The organism is Helicobacter sp. CaF467b (assembly GCF_022664765.1).
Lineage (GTDB): Bacteria > Campylobacterota > Campylobacteria > Campylobacterales > Helicobacteraceae > Helicobacter_D > Helicobacter_D colisuis.
Genome location: NZ_JALAIY010000001.1, coordinates 183,748 through 202,934 on the forward strand (window position 1 = coordinate 183,748; position 19,187 = coordinate 202,934).

Consider the following 19,187-nt stretch of genomic DNA (forward strand, 5'->3'; position numbering starts at 1 on the left):
TTTGTAAATAAGATAATTGTGAAGCGAAAAATTTTGCATTAGAATTTGTATTTCACTCCTCCACCAAAGGTTGTTTCAAACTCATAAGGATAATAAGCTCCATCAACAACTAGAGCATTTTTGTGGTCGGTGAGATTGTTTGCAAAAGCGTAAATTTCAAAATCTTTGAGAGTGTAGCTAAGGGTTACATTGAGGCTTTGATAGTTTGGCATTTTTGTAAGCACATTATCATAATCATTATAATCATAAGCCCTAGAGCCATATTTATAAGAGATTCCAAGATTAAGATTAGGAATAGGGAGATAATTAAGGCTTGTTACAAAAGTGTGCTTAGAGACACCGGGAATTGTATTGCCTTTATATCCTTCATTACCTTGCATGGTAGCATCAACATAAGCATAACTCAAGGTTGAATAAAGGTTTTGCGAGAAATAAGTGATAAATTTAACTTCACCACCGATTCTTCTTGTTTTTCCTAGAGTTTGGTTAGTATTAGAAATGCCTGTGATTTTGTTTAGTCCAAAATAGTTTTCATCGTGCCCTTGGATATAAAACACACTTCCGCTAAGCTTGTGAATCCCCACAATCATATCTGTTCCAATTTGAAAAGTATCAAAAGTGGCTGGTTCAATGAGTGTGTTAGGCAAAGGGGCAAATGTGATAGGATCATAGCGGAGTAGCCAATCAACATTTGGAGTAACAAAGGTGCGAGAATAGGAAGTAAAAACGCTAATTTGCGGGTGGATTTGGTAATGATAGCCAAGTTCTCCACCAATAAGATTTTCATCCCTGCTATAAGAATTAGTTTGTTTGTTGATGACTCTTTGTGTGTTGATTCCAAGATTGAGCGTGGAGTTCCCTAGATATTTTTCTCCGCTAAGATAAAGCAACATTTCACTCACTTCAGCTTTGACATTGTTATTTGTGCGTTGGCTTTGTTTGATCTCTCCCCCTATTTCTGCAAGATAGGAATCATTTTTGTAAGCGCTGTTAAAGTTTCCATACAAGCCTTTTCCAGTATAGAGTGCATTAGGAGAATTGACATAATCGCTTTCATTGCGATTCCCACCAAAGTTAATATCGGTAGTAACGCCATTTTGCGCATAATAGGTTAAGCCAAAATTATGATGCAAATCCCATCGCTTTTGATGACTAAAGGAATCTCCCCAAAGTGATGGCGCAGGAGCTTGGCTTGGATCTTTGTCAAACTGCTCTTTGGTAAGTGGATCAGCGTATTTGATTCCATATTTGGAATAATTAGCACTAGCTTTTAAGATTAAAGAATCATTGGGGTAATAAAAAAGTGAGATTCCACCATTTTTGTTGTAATTTCCATCTTTTTCATCAGATCCTTGTGTGATTTTTCTAGCACCTTGAGAATGTTGATATTGACCATAAAATCCAATATTCAAAGTGTCTCCCACATAACGCGCAGTCATTTGTGAATTGAGCGTGTCATAGCTTGAATAGCCTAGATTAATAGTTCCACCTTCTTTGCGTGTGGTGGTGATTTTCAAGATTCCACTCACTGCACCATTACCATATTTTGTCATACCTTTGCCGCGGATAATTTCAATTTTTTGAATTGAATCAAGTGGAATAGAGCTTAGTGAAACAGGCGCTGAATCAATATTATTTATTCTAATTCCATCAACAATGATTGCAAGATTCTTGTGTGCGTTTTGCCCAAAGCCACGCAAATCAATGTTTTGAGTGTAAGGATTGCCATAACTGGAAGTGGTTTTAAGCAGAGAATGAAGATTTAAGAATTCATAGACATTTTGAGCATTGGATTGTTTAATTTCCTCTGCACTAAATTCTTCTTTGAAGTCTGCATTCTCTACAAATTCATCTGCATGGATAATAGAAAGCTTTAAAGATTGAGAATCTTGAGATTGTGAAGATTTTTCATTTAAAGCGATATTTTGACTTTGTGCAAGAAGGGTGCTGTTTAAAGCTAAAATTGCAGCCAAAGAAAAATATTTTTTTCTAAATCCCCTAGGTTGTAAATGTTTGTGTTTTCGCATTTAAATTTCCTAAATTAATGAAATTTTGGCGATTTAAAAATTAGCAATCATTGCCTAAACATTCTTATTGTATATTTAAGGATATAAAGAAGTGATTGCTAGAATATTTAAAAAGCCAAAAAGAATTCTACAATAAATTTTTATAAAGTATTGACATTTTTAAAAAAAGAGGATACAATTCCACTTCATTTTTAAATTTTGCTGGTGTAGCTCAGTTGGTAGAGCAGCTGCCTTGTAAGCAGCAGGCCGGGGGTTCGAGTCCCTTTACCAGCTCCATTTATTTTTATTTCAGTGTTTGACCAGTTTATAATTGGGGTGAGATACTCAAGTGGCCAACGAGGGCAGACTGTAAATCTGCTGGTTCTACCTTCCGTGGTTCGAATCCACGTCTCACCACCATTAATAGCTATTTGCGGGAGTAGCTCAGTTGGCTAGAGCATCAGCCTTCCAAGCTGAGGGTCGCGGGTTCGAGCCCCGTTTCCCGCTCCATATACTGGGAGCTGATTCTACTTGTAGTTTTTTTAAATCAGCCCAACACTTATGTATTGTTATTTTTTTGCCCATATAGCTCAGTGGCAGAGCACTTCCTTGGTAAGGAAGAGGTCGGCGGTTCAATCCCGCTTATGGGCTCCAGTTTTTCAGAGTTTATGATGGAATTGTAGAAAATGTTACGATTCTTAATTTTAAAATTGGTAAAAATAGTGTAGAATAACGGCTATTTTAAACTTTAAATTTTAGGAGAAGCTTATGGCTAAGGAAAAATATGTCAAATCAAAACCACATGTAAATATTGGAACTATCGGGCATGTTGACCATGGTAAGACAACTTTAAGTGCTGCGATTTCTGCTGTTCTATCTACTAAAGGTCTAGCAGAGATGAAGGACTATGATAATATCGATAATGCTCCAGAAGAAAAAGAGCGTGGTATTACTATTGCGACTTCACACATTGAATATGAAACAGAAAAAAGACACTACGCACACGTAGATTGTCCTGGACACGCTGACTATGTTAAAAACATGATCACAGGTGCTGCGCAAATGGATGGAGCGATTTTGGTTGTTTCTGCTGCAGATGGTCCTATGCCACAAACAAGAGAGCACATTTTGCTATCTCGCCAAGTAGGTGTTCCTTACATTGTGGTATTTATGAATAAACAAGATATGGTTGATGATCCAGAATTATTAGAATTAGTTGAAATGGAAATTAGAGAGCTTTTATCAAGCTATGAATTCCCAGGAGATGATACTCCAATTATCGCTGGTTCTGCATTAAAAGCACTTGATGAAGCAAAATCTGGAACTTTAGGTGAGTGGAGTGAGAAAATCATGAAGCTTATGGATGCAGTAGATGAATACATTCCAACTCCTGTTCGTGAAACTGATAAAACTTTCCTTATGCCAATTGAAGATGTTTTCTCAATTGCTGGTCGTGGAACAGTTGTAACAGGAAGAATTGAAAGAGGTATTGTAAAAGTTGGTGATGAGATTGAAATCGTAGGTATTAGACCAACTCAAAAAACAACTGTTACTGGCGTTGAAATGTTTAGAAAAGAGCTAGATCAAGGTGAGGCTGGTGATAATGTTGGGGTTCTTTTAAGAGGAACCAAAAAAGAAGAAGTAGAAAGAGGTATGGTTCTCTGTAAGCCAGGCTCAATCACTCCTCACAAAAAATTTGAAGGTGAAATTTATGTTCTTTCAAAAGAGGAAGGCGGAAGACATACTCCATTCTTTAATGGATATAGACCACAATTCTATGTAAGAACAACAGATATCACAGGTTCTATTACGTTACCAGAAGGTGTAGAAATGGTAATGCCAGGTGATAACATTAAAATCACTGTTGAATTAATCAACCCTATCGCACTTGAAGAGGGAACAAGATTTGCTATCCGTGAAGGTGGTAGAACTGTAGGTGCGGGTGTTGTTACAAAGATTATCGAATAGGCTTTAAAAAATGGCTAAAGGTAATCGCGTAAAAATTGGACTCAAATGTTCTGAATGTGGTGACATTAATTACAGCACTGTAAAAAATGCAAAAACCCAAACAGAAAAACTGGAGCTAAAAAAGTTCTGCCCAAGATTAAATAAACACACAATTCATAAAGAAGTAAAACTAAAAAGCTAAGATTCCTCCTCTTAGCTTTTAGCTTTTGTAGGTCAGTAGCTCCAATGGTAGAGCGTCGGTCTCCAAAACCGAGTGTTGGGGGTTCGAGTCCCTCCTGGCCTGCCATTTTGTAATAAAGAGAGACAATCAAAGAAATGAAAAAACTAATTAGTTATTATAAATTATCAAGAGAAGAGTTATCAAAAGTTATTTTCCCCACAAAAGAACAAGTGAGAAATGCATTTATTTCTGTGGTCATCGTTGTAACAATAGTTGCTTTATTCTTGGCATTAGTTGATTTCATTCTTGGTAGTTTTGTTTCAAGTATTTTATAATTTTTAGGATTTGTCTATGGCGTTGTATTGGTATGCGATTCAAACATATTTTGGTAGTGAGCAAGCAGTAAAGCGTGGGATTGAAAATCTTGTAAGAGAACATCACTTAGAAGAGAGAATCACTGATATTGTTGTTCCAACTGAAGATATTATTGAAGTAAAAAATAACAAAAAAAAGATAAGCGAAAGAAGTCTTTACCCCGGATATGTTTTTGTAAAAGTTGATCTTGATACAGCATTATGGCATAAAATTCAATCTTTACCGAAAGTTAGTCGTTTTATTGGTGAGGCTAAAAAGCCAACTCCATTGAGTGAAGCAGATATTAATCATATTATTGAAAAAGTTCAAAATCGTGCTGCTCCTAAACCAAAAGTTATTTTTGAAGCGGGAGAAGTTGTTAGAATCATTGAAGGTCCTTTTGCAAACTTCACTGGAACAGTTGAAGAATATGATATGGAGCATAGAAAACTCAAATTAAATGTTTCTATTTTTGGTAGAAGCACCCCTATTGAAATACTTTATTCACAAGTGGAAAAAATAGTTTAATTACTAAAAACAAGGATAAGTTATGGCAAAGAAAATCATTGGCGAACTTAAGCTTCAAATCCCTGCGGGCAAAGCAAATCCATCTCCTCCTGTTGGTCCAGCTCTAGGACAGCGTGGTGTTAATATTATGGAATTTTGTAAAGCATTCAATGAAAAAACGAAAGATATGGGAGATTTTAATATTCCTGTGTTAATCACTGTTTATCAAGATAAAAGCTTTACATTTGTAACCAAAAAACCACCTGTTACAGATTTAATTAAAAAAGCAGCAGGAATCCAGAAAGGTTCTGATAATCCTTTAAAAAATAAAGTTGGAAAATTAACTAAAGCACAAGTTTTAGAGATTGTTAAAACAAAGATGGATGATTTGAATGCAAATTCAGAAGAAGCAGCAATTAAAATTGTTGAAGGAAGTGCTCGAAGTATGGGCATTGAAGTTGTAGATTAATAAGACGCGTTGGAGTATAAAATATGGCAAAAAAAATTACTAAAAGAATGCAAAAACTACTAGAAAAGGTAGATTGTAAAAAGATATACGATATTACAACCGCTTCTGCAACAGTGAAGTCTTTAGCATCTGCTAAATTTGATGAAACCGTTGAGATTGCGTTGAGTTTGGGAGTTGATCCTAGACATGCCGATCAAATGATTCGTGGTGCTGTTGTATTGCCTAATGGAACAGGAAAAAATGTTCGAGTAGCAGTTTTTGCAAAAGGCGTAAAAGCTGATGAAGCAAAAGCAGCAGGAGCTGATGTTGTAGGTGATGAGGATTTAGCAGAGCAAATCAAAGGTGGTGAAATCAATTTTGATATGGTGATTGCTACTCCAGATATGATGGCTTTAGTAGGAAAAGTTGGTCGAATTTTAGGTCCAAAGGGATTAATGCCAAACCCCAAAACTGGAACAGTAACTATGGAAGTTTCAAAAGCAGTGAGCAATGCTAAGAGCGGTCAAGTTAATTATCGTGTAGATAAAAAAGGTATTATCCACGCACCTGTTGGAAAGGTTAGCTTTGATGCAAAAAAACTAGAAGAGAATATCATTGCGCTTGTTAGAAATATCAATAAGCAAAAACCAGCAACAGCTAAGGGTAAATATATTAAAAATGCAACTTTATCGCTAACAATGAGTCCATCACTTAAACTTGATGTGCAAGAACTCATTGATATGAAATAATTTATTCTTGTTTTTATCTTAGACTAATGACTATAGGGGCTTTGCTTAAAAATTACCCTATATAAGTCTTTCGTCGGAAAGGAGGTTAAAATGACAAAAGTAGAAAAAAACGCTTTAATTGAAAGTTTAAGTGCCGAATTTCAAGCTTCAAATGCAATCATCGTTTGTGATTATAAAGGACTTACGGTTAAGGAATTAGAAGTTCTAAGAGCAGAAATGAGAGCTCAAAATGCAAAAGTGCAAGTCGTTAAAAATACTCTAGCTTCTATTGCATTAAAGAATTCTAATGTTGAAGGTTTGGAGCTAAAAGAAAATAATATTTTTCTTTGGAGTGAAGATCAGATTTCTTTGTCAAAAGTAGTTTGCAAATTTTCAAACTCTGTGGGCGGAAAATTAGTGATCAAATCTGGTTACTTTGAAGGAGAGTTGGTTGATTCAAAACATATCGAAGCAGTTTCAAAACTACCTTCAAAAGAAGAGCTTATTGGTATGTTGCTGTCTGTTTGGACTGCGCCTGCAAGATACTTTGTTACAGGGTTGGATAACTTACGCAAACAAAAAGAAGGTGAATAATTAATAAATTTAAGGAGATAAATTATGGCAATTTCAAAAGAGGATGTATTAGAGTATATTGGTAATCTTTCTGTTATGGAACTTTCAGAGCTTGTAAAAGCTTTTGAAGAGAAATTTGGTGTTTCTGCTGCGCCAACTGTTGTTGCAGGTGCAGTTGCTGGTGGTGCTGGTGCTGCTGCAGAGGAAAAAACAGAATTTGATGTTATTCTTGCAGATAGCGGTGATAAGAAAATCAATGTTATCAAAGTTGTAAGAGAAATAACAGGTCTTGGCTTAAAAGAAGCAAAAGATGCAGTTGAGAAAACTCCATTCACCGTTAAAGAAGGTGTTAAAAAAGAAGATGCTGAAGCTATGAAAGCAAAATTTGAAGAGGCTGGTGCTAAAGTCGAAATTAAATAATTCAAGAGAGGGGGGATTTTTCCCCTCTAAATTTTTCATTTTTCTTCCAAAATTCTACATTAATAAAAGGTAACGATTATGCCAGTAAATTTAAAATCCGGAAATAGATTAAGAGTTGATTTTACTAAGATTCCGCAAAATATAGCAGTTCCAAATTTGTTGCAACTACAAAGAAGTAGCTATGAAGCTTTTTTGCAATCAAAAGAAAATAATGAATCTGGTATTGAAAAAGTTTTTAAGTCTATTTTTCCTATTCATGATACTCAAAATAGAATTAGTTTAGAGTATGCGGGTTGTGAATATGGGAAGCCACGATATACCGTAAGAGAGGCTATGGAGAGAGGTTTAACTTATTCAATTCCTTTGAAAATAAAAATACGCTTGGTGCTTTGGGAGAGAGATGAAAAGACGGGCGAAAAGCTAGGTATTAAAGATATTAAAGAGCAAAATATTTTTGTTCGCGAGATCCCATTAATGACAGATAGAACAAGTTTTATTATTAATGGTGTGGAAAGGGTAGTAGTTAATCAACTTCACAGAAGCCCTGGTGTTATTTTTAAAGAAGAAGAATCTTCAACAACTTCTAATAAGCTTGTTTATACAGGACAAATCATTCCTGATAGAGGTTCTTGGTTGTATTTTGAATATGATGCAAAAGATACACTTTTTGTGCGTGTTAATAAAAGGAGAAAGATTCCTGTAACGATTCTTTTTAGAGCCTTGGGATATTCTAAGCAAGATATTTTAAAAATGTTCTACCCTTCTTTGAGCATTAAAGCTAAGGGTGGAAAATATTTTATCGCTTTTGACCCCGAAGAATTTATTGGACGCGTGGATTTTGATATTAAAGATTCTAAAGGAAAATTGATTCTTGCTGCTGGGAAGCGATTAACTGCTAAAAAAGCTAAAGCGTTAAAAGAAGAAAAAGTCAATATGATTGAATATCCAGTTGAAACTTTGATTGAACGTTATTTGGCTGAGCCTATCATTGACAAAGAAAGTGGTGAAGTTATTTTTGATACTTTAACTTTGATGGATGATTCTAAGCTTAAAAAACTTGCAGAAATGGGAATTAATGAGTTTGTGGTGGCTAATGATTTAGCCAATGGAGTGGATTCTTCTATTATTAATGCTTTTATTGCCGATGCAGAATCATTAAAGCTTCTTAAGCAAACTGAAAAAATTGATAATGAAAATGATTTGGCGACCATTCGTATTTATAAAGTAATGCGTCCTGGAGAGCCTGTTACTAAAGAAGCTGCTAAACAATTTGTGCAACAATTATTCTTTGATCCTGAGCGCTATGATTTGACAAGAGTTGGGCGTATGAAAATGAATCATAAGCTTGATATTTCTGTGCCTGATTATGTTACGGTTCTCACTCATGAAGATATTATCAAGACTGTCCGCTATCTCATTCATGTGAAAAATGGTCAAGGCAGAATTGATGATAGAGATCATTTAGGGAATCGTAGAATCCGTGCTATTGGGGAGCTTTTGGCAAATGAATTGCATACAGGATTGGTTAAAATGCAAAAAGCCATTCGCGATAAACTCTCAACTATCAGTAGCGGTTTAGAAGAGCTTATGCCACATGATTTGGTAAATTCTAAAATGATTACAAGCACGATTTTGGAATTTTTTACAGGTGGGCAACTTTCTCAATTTATGGATCAAACTAATCCACTCTCTGAAGTAACTCATAAAAGGCGTTTATCTGCACTTGGAGAGGGTGGTTTGGTTAAAGAGCGTGCAGGATTTGAAGTGCGTGATGTTCATCCAACGCATTATGGCAGAATCTGTCCGATTGAAACTCCAGAGGGTCAAAACATTGGTTTGATTAATACGCTTTCTACTTATGCAAAGGTTAATGAGCTTGGCTTTATTGAAGCGCCTTATCGCAAGGTTGTAGATAAAAAAGTTACAGATGAAATTGTGTATTTAACTGCTACTCAAGAAGAAGGGGCGGTGATCGCGCCTGCAAGCACGATTTTAACTAATGACAATATGATTAAAGAAGATATTATTGAGGTGCGAAAAGATGGAGAGATTATCCTTATGGAATCTTCCAAAGTTGAGCTAATTGACCTTAGTCCAAGAATGGTAGTAGGGGTTGCGGCAAGTTTGATTCCATTTTTGGAGCACGATGATGCTAACCGCGCCTTGATGGGTTCAAACATGCAACGCCAAGCGGTGCCTTTGCTTTGTCCTGATGCTCCAGTAGTTGGAACAGGAATTGAAAAGATTGTATCACGGGATTCTTGGGAATCTCTTAAAGCTACACGCGGTGGTGTTGTGGAAAAAGTGGATGCAAAAAATATTTATATCCTAGGTGAAGATGATAATGGTGCTTTTATTGATCATTATTCACTTCAAAAAAATCTAAGAACTAACCAAAATACTTCTTTCTCTCAAAAGCCTATTGTAAAAGCAGGGGATGTGATTGAGAGTGGAGATGTGATTGCAGATGGTCCTAATATGGATCAAGGTGAGCTTGCATTGGGTAAAAATATCCGTGTTGCTTTTATGCCTTGGAATGGTTATAACTTTGAAGATGCGATTGTTGTTAGCGAGAAGCTTATTCGCAACGATGCCTTTACTTCAATTCATATCTATGAAAAAGAGATTGAAGCAAGAGAGTTAAAACATGGTGTTGAAGAGATTACTCGAGATATTCCAAATATTCGCGAAGAAGAATTAGCTCATCTTGATGAGAGTGGAATTGTTAAAATTGGGACTTATGTAACAGGCGGTATGATTTTAGTGGGGAAAGCTTCTCCAAAAGGTGAGGTGAAGCCAACTCCAGAAGAAAGGCTATTAAGAGCTATTTTTGGGGAAAAAGCAGGGCATGTGGTTAATAAATCCCTTTATTGTCCTCCAAGCTTAGAGGGAACGGTGATTGATGTTAAAATCTTTACTAAAAAGGGTTATGATAAAGACAAGCGTGCTGTTATAGCTTATGAGGAAGAAAAAGCGCGATTGGATTTAGAGCACCACGATAAATTATTAATGCTTGACCGCGAAGAAAGCTTGAGAATTGGATCTATTCTAGCTAAAGAAAAGCTTGTCGCTGATGTAAAAGTGGGTGATAAAGAATATAAAAAAGGGAGTGTGATTCCTAAAGAAGAGCTAGAGAATGTGAATCGTTTTGCGATGGGAACAATTATCAAAGGTTATGCTAAAGAGATTCAAAGTCAATATGATATGCTCAAAGCCAATTTCTTAGAGCAAAAGAAAAATCTTAGCGAAGAGCATGAAGAAAAGCTTTCTATTATTGAAAAAGATGATATTCTGCCAAGTGGAGTTGTAAAGCTTGTTAAGATTTATGTAGCCACTAAACGCAAACTGAAAGTGGGCGATAAAATGGCGGGAAGACACGGAAACAAAGGGATTGTTTCAAATATTGTCCCAGAAGTTGATATGCCTTATACTAAAGATGGGCGTCCAGTAGAAATTGTTCTTAATCCACTTGGTGTTCCTAGTCGTATGAACATAGGACAGATTCTAGAAGTGCATTTGGGCTTAGTGGGTAAAAAATTAGGTGAGCAAATTGCGGGTGTTTTTGAGCAAGAAAAAAGTCAATGGATAAGCCAACTAAGAGGAAAAATGCAAGAAATCGCTGAAGTTTCAGGAATGAAAGAAACCAAAGAATTCTTAACAACATTAAGCGATGAAACGTTGCTTACTTATGCGAGAGATTGGAGCAAGGGAGTGAAGTTTGCTACTCCTGTTTTTGAAGGTGTTAATGCTCAAGAATTTGAAAAATTATTCAATTTAGCCAAGATTGATACAGATGGAAAAACTGAGCTTTATGATGGTAGAACTGGTGAAAAAATGATGGAGAGAGTGAATGTAGGGTATATGTATATGCTCAAACTCCACCATCTTGTTGATGAAAAGGTGCATGCAAGAAGCACAGGACCTTATAGTCTTGTAACACAACAACCAGTTGGTGGTAAAGCGCTCTTTGGTGGGCAAAGATTTGGGGAAATGGAAGTGTGGGCATTGGAAGCCTATGGCGCAGCACACACACTCAAAGAAATGCTAACTATCAAATCAGATGATGTAGAAGGGCGTGTGAAAGCTTATAAAGCTATTACAAGAGGTGAGGCGGTTAAAGAATCTGAGATTCCAGAGACTTTCTATGTTTTAACCAAAGAGTTACAAAGCTTGGCTTTGGATGTAAATGTGTTTGCAGATAACCAAGAGGGCATAAGTGAGCCTATTGTGATTAAAGAAGACAATCGCCCAAGTGATTTCAATGCTTTTCAGCTTCTTTTGGCTAGTCCAGAGAAGATTCGCAGTTGGAGTTATGGAGAGGTTAAAAAACCTGAAACAATTAACTACCGCACATTAAAGCCAGAGCGCGACGGCTTATTCTGCGCTAAGATTTTTGGTCCGGTGAGGGATTATGAATGTCTTTGTGGTAAATACAAGAAGATGCGTTACAAAGGAATTGTTTGTGAAAAATGTGGTGTAGAGGTAACAAGCTCTAAGGTGCGCCGATCTAGAATGGGACATATTGAGTTAGTAACACCAGTGGCACACATTTGGTATGTTAATTCCTTGCCAAGCAGAATCGGAACACTTTTGGGTGTGAAGATGAAAGATTTAGAGCGTGTATTGTATTATGAAGCTTATATCGTTAAGCAACCAGGAGAGGCTTATTATGACAATGAAGGCACAAAGCCTGTTGCTAAATATGATGTCTTAAATGAAGAGCAATACCAAAATCTTTCACAAAGATTTGACCACACAGGATTTGTAGCGCAAATGGGTGGAGAAGCTGTGAAAGATCTTTTAGAGGGTATTGACTTGGTGGATTTGATTGCAGAACTAAAAGAAGCGATTAAAACAACTAATTCTGAAGCCAAAAAGAAAACAATCATTAAGCGTTTAAAAGTGGTAGAAAGCTTTGTGGTTTCTGGTGGGCAGAATCGCCCAGAGTGGATGATGCTAACCGTTCTTCCGGTGTTGCCACCTGATTTGCGTCCTTTAGTAGCGCTTGATGGCGGTAAATTTGCCGTGAGCGATGTAAATGACTTGTATCGTAGAGTGATTAATCGTAATCAACGCTTGAAACGCTTAATTGAGCTTGATGCGCCAGAAATTATTGTGCGCAACGAAAAAAGAATGTTGCAAGAAGCAGTTGATGCACTCTTTGATAATGGTCGCAATGCAAATGCGGTTAAAGGAGCAAATAAGCGCCCACTTAAATCACTTTCTGAAATTATTAAAGGAAAACAAGGTCGATTCCGTCAGAATCTACTTGGAAAGCGTGTGGATTTCTCAGGGCGTTCTGTTATTGTTGTGGGTCCAAATTTGCGAATGGATCAATGTGGGTTACCTAAAAATATGGCTTTGGAATTATTTAAACCACATATCTTGGCAAAACTTGAAGAAAAGGGTTATGCAACAACACTTAAACAAGCCAAGAAGATGATTGAGCGCAAAAGTAATGAGGTGTGGGAGTGTTTGCAAGAGATAGTTGCAGATTACCCAATTATGCTCAATCGTGCGCCAACTTTGCATAAGCAATCCATTCAGGCTTTCCATCCTAAATTGATTGATGGTAAAGCAATTCAGTTGCATCCATTAGTTTGTGCAGCCTTTAACGCGGACTTTGATGGCGACCAGATGGCAGTGCATGTGCCACTTTCTCAAGAAGCTATTACGGAGTGTAAGCTTTTAATGCTTAGTTCAATGAATATTTTGCTTCCTGCAAGTGGTAAGGCGGTAACTGTCCCTAGCCAAGATATGGTTTTGGGGCTTTATTATCTTTCATTGGAAAAAGATGGTTCTAAAGGAGAGCATAAGCTATTCTCTAATATTGATCAAATTCATATTGCATTAGAATCAGGAGTGGTAGAAATTAGCTCTAAAGTAAGAGTGTTTGTAGAAGATAGAATCATTAATACAACTATTGGTAGAATGATTCTTAAGTCTATTTTACCAGATTTTGTTCCAATGCACTTATGGAATAAAATCTTAAAGAAAAAAGATATTGCAACTTTGATTGATTATGTTTATAAAGAGGGTGGAGTTGGAGTAACGGCTGGATTTTTGGATAATCTTAAGAATCTAGGATTTAAATATGCAACAAGAGCAGGTATTTCTATCTCTGCAGATGATATTATTGTGCCAAATAACAAAAACAAAGTTATTGAAGGCGCTAAGAAAAAGGTTAAAGATATTCAAGCACAATTTGGTGCAGGTTTATTGACCGAACAAGAGCGCTATAACAAGATTATTGATGTTTGGACAGACACTAATAATGCGCTAGGAAATGAGATGATGAAGCTCATTGAAAGCGATAAATCTGGATTTAACTCGATTTATATGATGGCTGATTCTGGAGCTAGAGGTAGTGCAGGGCAGATTAGACAGCTTTCTGCAATGCGTGGTTTGATGGCAAAACCAGATGGAACTATTATTGAAACTCCAATTACTTCAAACTTCAAAGAAGGTTTGAATGTGTTAGAATACTTTATTTCAACACACGGAGCAAGAAAAGGTCTTGCAGATACCGCGCTTAAGACGGCAAATGCTGGTTATCTTACAAGAAAACTTATTGATGTAAGCCAAAATGTTAAGATTGTAATGGATGATTGTGGAACTAATGAGGGCGTTGAGATCACGGATATCACTGTGGGTAGTGAGCTTATTGAGTCCCTTGATGAAAGAATTTTTGGGCGTGTGATAGCTGAAAATATCATTGATCCAATTACTAATGAAGTTTTAATCAGTGAGGGCACATTAATTGATGAAGAGAGGGCTAGAAAAGTTAAAGAAGCGGGTGTTAAATCTGTTATTATCCGCACCCCTGTAACTTGTAAAGCCGAAAAAGGTGTATGTGCTAAATGTTATGGACTTAATCTTGGTGAAGCAAGAATCTCTAAAGTGGGAGAGGCAGTGGGTGTTGTGGCTGCACAATCTATTGGTGAGCCTGGAACGCAGCTTACGCTAAGGACATTCCACATTGGTGGAACAGCAAGCAGAAGCCAAGAAGAGCGCCAAGTTGTTGCAGATAAAGAGGGATTTATTCGTTATTATAATGTTAAAACTTATAAAAACAGAGAAGGAAAGCGAATTATCTCTAACCGAAGAAATGCAGCAATCTTGCTAGTAGAGCCAAAAATCAAAGCTCCATTTGAGGGTGAGTTGAGAGTTGATATTGTGCATGATGAAGTGATTATTTCTGTTGTGGGCAAAGATGAGACTGCTAAATTCACACTCCGAAAAAGCGATGTGGCAAAACCAAATGAGCTAGCAGGGGTAACAGGAAAAATTGAAGGTAAATTCTATATTCCTTATCCAAGTGGGCATTATGTGAGAGACGAGGGAAGTATTGTGGATATTATCAAAGATAGCTGGAATATTCCTAATCGTATTTCTTATGCTAGTGAATTAAAAGTTGAGGATAATGCGCCAATTACTCAAAAAATCTATGCTAAAGAAGAGGGAATTGTGAAGTATTATTACTTGCAAGGCGATCACTTAGAGCGCTATAGAGCTTTGAAAAAAGGCGAAAAGATTACCGAGAAGGGCGTGTTTGCAGTGATTGCTGATGAATACGATCAAGAAGCAGCGCGACACTATATTGCAAGAGATTCGATTATTGAGATAGAAGACAATCAAAAGGTCGGAAAAAATACACTCATTGCAAGTCCAGAAAGCGATGAGCAAGTTGTGATTGCAGATTGGGATCCGTATTCTAATCCAATTATTTCAGAAGAAGCAGGAACGATTAAGTTTGAGGATATTATTCCTGGGCTTACTGTTTCAGAGCAAACTGATGAATTAACAGGTCAGACAAGATTAGTGGTTAATGAATATGTTTCTAGCGCGTATAAGCCAACTTTGGTTTTATCAACAGCAAAAGGTGGCTTGATTCGTTATTCGCTAGATCCTAAAACTGCTATTTTTGTTGCTGATGGAGCAAAAGTGGAAATGGCAGATATTTTGGCTAAAACACCAAAAGCCTTAGTTAAGTCAAAAGACATTACTGGGGGTCTTCCAAGGGTTTCTGAGCTCTTTGAAGCAAGAAAACCAAAAGATCCAGCTGTGTTAGCAGAGATTGATGGTATTGTAAGCTTTGGTAAGCCAGTAAGGGGCAAAGAAAGAATTATTGTAACTGCTAATGATGGAAGAATGGTGGAATACCTGATTGATAAGTCTAAGCAGATTTTGGTGCATGAGGGAGAATTTGTGCATGCAGGAGAGGCAATTACAGATGGTGTAGTTGCAAGTCAAGATATTTTGCGAATTGGTGGAGAGAAAGAACTTTATAAATATATTGTAAGCGAAGTTCAACAAGTGTATCGACGCCAAGGGGTAAGTATTGCAGATAAGCACATTGAGATTATTGTTTCACAAATGTTGAGACAAGTTCGAATCTACGATAGTGGAAATACGAAATTCATTGAGGGTGATTTGGTTAGTAAGCGTCATTTTAGAGAAGAAAACGCAAGAATCATTAAAATGGGTGGTATCCCTGCAATTGCCGAGCCAGTCTTGTTAGGAATCACAAGAGCAGCAATTGGTAGTGATTCAGTGATTTCAGCAGCTTCATTCCAAGAGACCACTAAAGTCTTGACTGAAGCAAGTATTGCAGCTAAAATTGACCACTTAGAAGATCTTAAAGAAAATATCGTATTGGGTCGTATGATACCTGTAGGAACGGGAATCTATAAAGGTAAAAAGGTGAAAATTAAGGAGAATTAAGGTTATTGCAACCTTAATTTAAGCAAAAGTAAAGTGTGATTTGAATATAATCCGCTTCATTTTCTCTATTGAAATTATTTATGAAAGAAGGAATGCAAAGTGCCAACTATTAACCAGTTGATTAGAAAAGAACGAAAGAAAGTTATTAAGAAATCAAAGTCTCCAGCTTTGGTAGTTTGTCCTCAAAGAAGAGGAGTTTGCACCCGTGTTTATACCACGACACCTAAAAAGCCTAACTCAGCTTTGAGAAAAGTAGCTAAAGTTAGATTAACAAGTGGTTTTGAAGTAATTAGTTATATCCCTGGAGAAGGGCATAATCTTCAAGAGCACTCTATTGTGTTAATCCGTGGTGGTAGGGTAAAGGACTTACCGGGCGTAAAGTATCACATTATCCGTGGTGCATTAGATACTGCAGGTGTAGCAAAGCGAACAGTTTCACGCAGTAAGTATGGTGCTAAAAAAGCTAAATCTGGCGATTCTAAGAAATAAGTGAGGTAAAAGATGAGAAGAAGAAAAGCTCCTCAAAGAGAAGTTTTGGGCGATCCAATTTATAATAATATTGTTGTAACAAAATTCATCAACAAAATGATGTATGATGGTAAGAAGAGTGTTGCAGAAAAAATCATTTATGCAACTTTTGACAAAATTGAAGAAAAAACAAAAGAAAAAGGCATTGAAACTTTTGAAAAAGCGTTAGAAAAAGTTAAGCCTTTAGTGGAAGTAAGAAGTCGTCGTGTAGGTGGTGCTACTTACCAAGTGCCCGTAGAAGTAAGGCCTGCAAGACAACAATCTTTGTCGATTCGTTGGTTGCTTGATTCAGCACGCAAGAGAAATGAAAGAACAATGATTGAGCGCTTAGCAAATGAGCTTATTGATGCTGCTAACGAAAGAGGAGCGGCTTTTAAGAAAAAAGAAGATGTGCATAAAATGGCAGAGGCTAATAAGGCATTTGCACATTATCGTTGGTAGTTTAATATCTAGAAGGGATCTTCCTTCTAAGATTTCTGCAATTTCTTTATAAAAAATATGTTATCCCAAAGGATTATAAAATGGCAAGAAAAACCCCATTAAATAGAATTAGAAATATTGGTATTGCAGCTCACATTGATGCAGGTAAAACGACAACTTCAGAGAGAATCTTGTTTTATACAGGTGTTAGCCACAAGATCGGTGAGGTGCATGATGGTGCTGCTACAATGGATTGGATGGAGCAAGAGAAAGAAAGAGGTATTACAATTACTTCTGCTGCGACAACTTGTTTTTGGAAAGATTATCAAATTAACTTGATTGACACTCCCGGACACGTGGATTTTACTATTGAAGTAGAAAGGTCAATGCGTGTCTTAGATGGTGCTGTAGCGGTATTTTGTTCAGTAGGTGGTGTGCAACCACAAAGCGAAACTGTGTGGAGGCAAGCTAATAAATATGGTGTTCCAAGAATCGTTTTTGTTAATAAAATGGACAGAATTGGTGCGAACTTCTATAATGTAGAATCACAAATTGCTACAAGACTTAAAGCGCGTCCAGTTCCACTTGTGATTCCAATTGGTGCGGAAGATACCTTTAAGGGAGTTGTTGATCTTATTCAAATGAAGGCAATCGTATGGAATGATGAATCAATGGGTGCTAAGTATGACATTGAAGAAATTCCTGCAGAGTTAGTAGAAAAAGCCAATGAATATCGCGAAAAAATGGTGGAATTTGCTGCTGAACAAGATGAAGCTTTGATGGAAAAATATCTTGGTGGTGAAGAGCTAAGCGTTGAAGAGATTAAAGCTGCGATTAAAAAAGGTTGTTTGGCAATGGAAATTATTCCTATGCTTTGTGGTTCTAGCTTTAAAAACAAAGGAGTTCAAACCTTGCTAGATGCTGTTATCGACTATCTTCCAGCCCCAACTGAAGTTGCAGATATTCGCGGTGTTGATGCAAAAGATGAGGAAAAAGAAGTAAGCGTAAAATCAACTGATGACGGTGAGTTTGCAGGATTGGCATTCAAAATTATGACAGATCCATTTGTGGGGCAATTGACTTTCGTTCGCGTTTATCGTGGAAGTTTGGAATCAGGAAGCTATGTGCTTAACTCTACAAAAGGCAAAAAAGAGCGTGTTGGAAGATTGTTGAAAATGCATTCCAATAAGCGCGAGGATATTAAAGAAGTGTATGCAGGGGAAATTTGTGCTTTTGTTGGTTTAAAAGAGACTTTGACAGGGGATACACTTTGCTCTGAAAAAGAGCCTGTTATTTTAGAGAGAATGGAATTCCCAGATCCAGTTATTTCTATTGCAGTAGAGCCAAAAACAAAAGCAGATCAAGAAAAAATGGCTTTAGCCTTGGCAAAGCTTGCAGAAGAGGATCCGAGCTTTAGAGTTCATACAGATGAAGAATCGGGGCAAACTATTATTTCTGGTATGGGAGAATTGCACCTAGAGATTATCGTCGATAGATTAAAGCGTGAGTTTAAAGTAGAAGCAGAGGTAGGACAACCTCAAGTTGCATTCCGCGAAACAATTCGCCAAAGTGTTGAGCAAGAATGTAAGTATGCCAAGCAATCTGGTGGTAGGGGACAATATGGACATGTATTTATCCGCTTAGAACCACAAGAGCCAGGCAAAGGTTATGAATTTGTAAATAATATTTCAGGTGGTGTAATTCCTAAAGAATATATTCCAGCTGTTGATAAAGGTATTCAAGAAGCTATGCAAAATGGTGTTTTGGCAGGTTACCCAGTTGTGGATTTTAAAGTTACTCTTTTTGATGGTAGCTATCACGATGTGGATTCTTCAGAAATGGCGTTTAAAATTGCAGGTTCTATGGCGTTTAAAGATGCTTGTCGCAAGGCAGGGGCGGTTTTATTAGAGCCAATGATGAAAGTGGAAGTTGAAGTGCCTGAAGAGTATATGGGTGATGTTATTGGTGATTTAAACCGCAGAAGAGGTCAAATCAACTCAATGGATGACAGAATGGGATTAAAAATTGTCAATGCTTTTGTTCCATTAGCCGAGATGTTTGGTTATTCTACTGATTTGCGTTCAGCTACTCAAGGGCGTGGAACTTACACTATGGAATTTGATCACTATGGTGAAGTGCCAAGCAATATTTCTAAAGAAATTATGGAAAAAAGAAATGGTTAAGCTCTAGGGGCTTAACCAAAATAAGTGTTTTTTAAAATTAAAATCTTCAAATATAAAGCTTCTAGTCTATAGTAATAAAATTTTTAAGAAATTTTATTCTTATATTAATTGATTTGGCTTTTTATCTAAAATCAAATAAAATTGCTGTGAAACTTTTTTCTACTAAAT

General features: G+C 36.7%; 13 protein-coding genes and 5 tRNA genes. 17 read left to right on the forward strand and 1 reads right to left on the reverse strand.

Annotated elements, in window-relative coordinates; all coding sequences use genetic code 11:
- Window positions 1-38: 38 nt before the first annotated feature.
- The gene (locus tag MKD52_RS00930) at window positions 39-2,027 is read right to left on the reverse strand and encodes a TonB-dependent receptor (RefSeq protein WP_242098945.1); all 1,989 of its coding nucleotides are present in this window, start codon (window positions 2,025-2,027) and stop codon (window positions 39-41) included.
- Window positions 2,028-2,227: 200 nt separating this feature from the next.
- On the opposite strand from MKD52_RS00930, the gene MKD52_RS00935 reads away from it, so the two are divergent.
- From MKD52_RS00935 to fusA, 17 genes are all read left to right on the forward strand, one after another.
- A tRNA-Thr gene (locus MKD52_RS00935) sits at window positions 2,228-2,303 on the forward strand.
- A 38-nt stretch (window positions 2,304-2,341) separates the two neighbouring features.
- Window positions 2,342-2,426, forward strand: a tRNA-Tyr gene (locus MKD52_RS00940).
- Window positions 2,427-2,439: 13 nt separating this feature from the next.
- Window positions 2,440-2,516: transfer RNA gene (locus MKD52_RS00945), tRNA-Gly, on the forward strand.
- A gap of 69 nt (window positions 2,517-2,585) precedes the next feature.
- A tRNA-Thr gene (locus MKD52_RS00950) sits at window positions 2,586-2,660 on the forward strand.
- A gap of 114 nt (window positions 2,661-2,774) precedes the next feature.
- The gene (tuf, locus tag MKD52_RS00955) at window positions 2,775-3,974 is read left to right on the forward strand and encodes an elongation factor Tu (protein ID WP_112057037.1); all 1,200 of its coding nucleotides are present in this window, start codon (window positions 2,775-2,777) and stop codon (window positions 3,972-3,974) included.
- Window positions 3,975-3,984: 10 nt separating this feature from the next.
- Window positions 3,985-4,155, forward strand: a complete 171-nt coding sequence (gene rpmG / locus MKD52_RS00960) for a 50S ribosomal protein L33 (protein ID WP_005021381.1) — start codon at window positions 3,985-3,987, stop codon at window positions 4,153-4,155.
- 29 nt (window positions 4,156-4,184) lie between these two features.
- Window positions 4,185-4,260 (forward strand) — tRNA-Trp (locus MKD52_RS00965).
- A 29-nt stretch (window positions 4,261-4,289) separates the two neighbouring features.
- The gene (gene secE, locus MKD52_RS00970; RefSeq protein WP_112057038.1) at window positions 4,290-4,469 is read left to right on the forward strand and encodes a preprotein translocase subunit SecE; all 180 of its coding nucleotides are present in this window, start codon (window positions 4,290-4,292) and stop codon (window positions 4,467-4,469) included.
- 22 nt (window positions 4,470-4,491) lie between these two features.
- Window positions 4,492-5,016, forward strand: coding sequence for a transcription termination/antitermination protein NusG (nusG, locus tag MKD52_RS00975; RefSeq protein ID WP_181566537.1), 525 nt, complete (start codon window positions 4,492-4,494; stop codon window positions 5,014-5,016).
- Between the two features lie 22 nt (window positions 5,017-5,038).
- Window positions 5,039-5,464, forward strand: a complete 426-nt coding sequence (rplK, locus tag MKD52_RS00980; protein ID WP_006655951.1) for a 50S ribosomal protein L11 — start codon at window positions 5,039-5,041, stop codon at window positions 5,462-5,464.
- Between the two features lie 23 nt (window positions 5,465-5,487).
- Complete coding sequence (gene rplA, locus MKD52_RS00985; protein WP_112057040.1) at window positions 5,488-6,192, forward strand: 50S ribosomal protein L1; 705 nt, start codon at window positions 5,488-5,490, stop codon at window positions 6,190-6,192.
- Between the two features lie 90 nt (window positions 6,193-6,282).
- The gene (gene rplJ / locus MKD52_RS00990) at window positions 6,283-6,765 is read left to right on the forward strand and encodes a 50S ribosomal protein L10 (protein WP_112057041.1); all 483 of its coding nucleotides are present in this window, start codon (window positions 6,283-6,285) and stop codon (window positions 6,763-6,765) included.
- A 24-nt stretch (window positions 6,766-6,789) separates the two neighbouring features.
- The gene (gene rplL / locus MKD52_RS00995; protein ID WP_112057042.1) at window positions 6,790-7,164 is read left to right on the forward strand and encodes a 50S ribosomal protein L7/L12; all 375 of its coding nucleotides are present in this window, start codon (window positions 6,790-6,792) and stop codon (window positions 7,162-7,164) included.
- A 78-nt stretch (window positions 7,165-7,242) separates the two neighbouring features.
- Window positions 7,243-15,888: a DNA-directed RNA polymerase subunit beta/beta' gene (locus MKD52_RS01000; RefSeq protein WP_242098946.1), complete on the forward strand. Its 8,646-nt coding sequence runs from the start codon at window positions 7,243-7,245 to the stop codon at window positions 15,886-15,888.
- 99 nt (window positions 15,889-15,987) lie between these two features.
- Entirely contained in the window at window positions 15,988-16,377 is a 390-nt protein-coding gene (gene rpsL, locus MKD52_RS01005) for a 30S ribosomal protein S12 (RefSeq protein ID WP_005021361.1), read from the forward strand.
- A gap of 12 nt (window positions 16,378-16,389) precedes the next feature.
- Window positions 16,390-16,857: a 30S ribosomal protein S7 gene (gene rpsG, locus MKD52_RS01010; RefSeq protein ID WP_006655945.1), complete on the forward strand. Its 468-nt coding sequence runs from the start codon at window positions 16,390-16,392 to the stop codon at window positions 16,855-16,857.
- Between the two features lie 80 nt (window positions 16,858-16,937).
- Window positions 16,938-19,019: an elongation factor G gene (fusA, locus tag MKD52_RS01015; protein WP_112057045.1), complete on the forward strand. Its 2,082-nt coding sequence runs from the start codon at window positions 16,938-16,940 to the stop codon at window positions 19,017-19,019.
- Window positions 19,020-19,187: the final 168 nt, after the last annotated feature.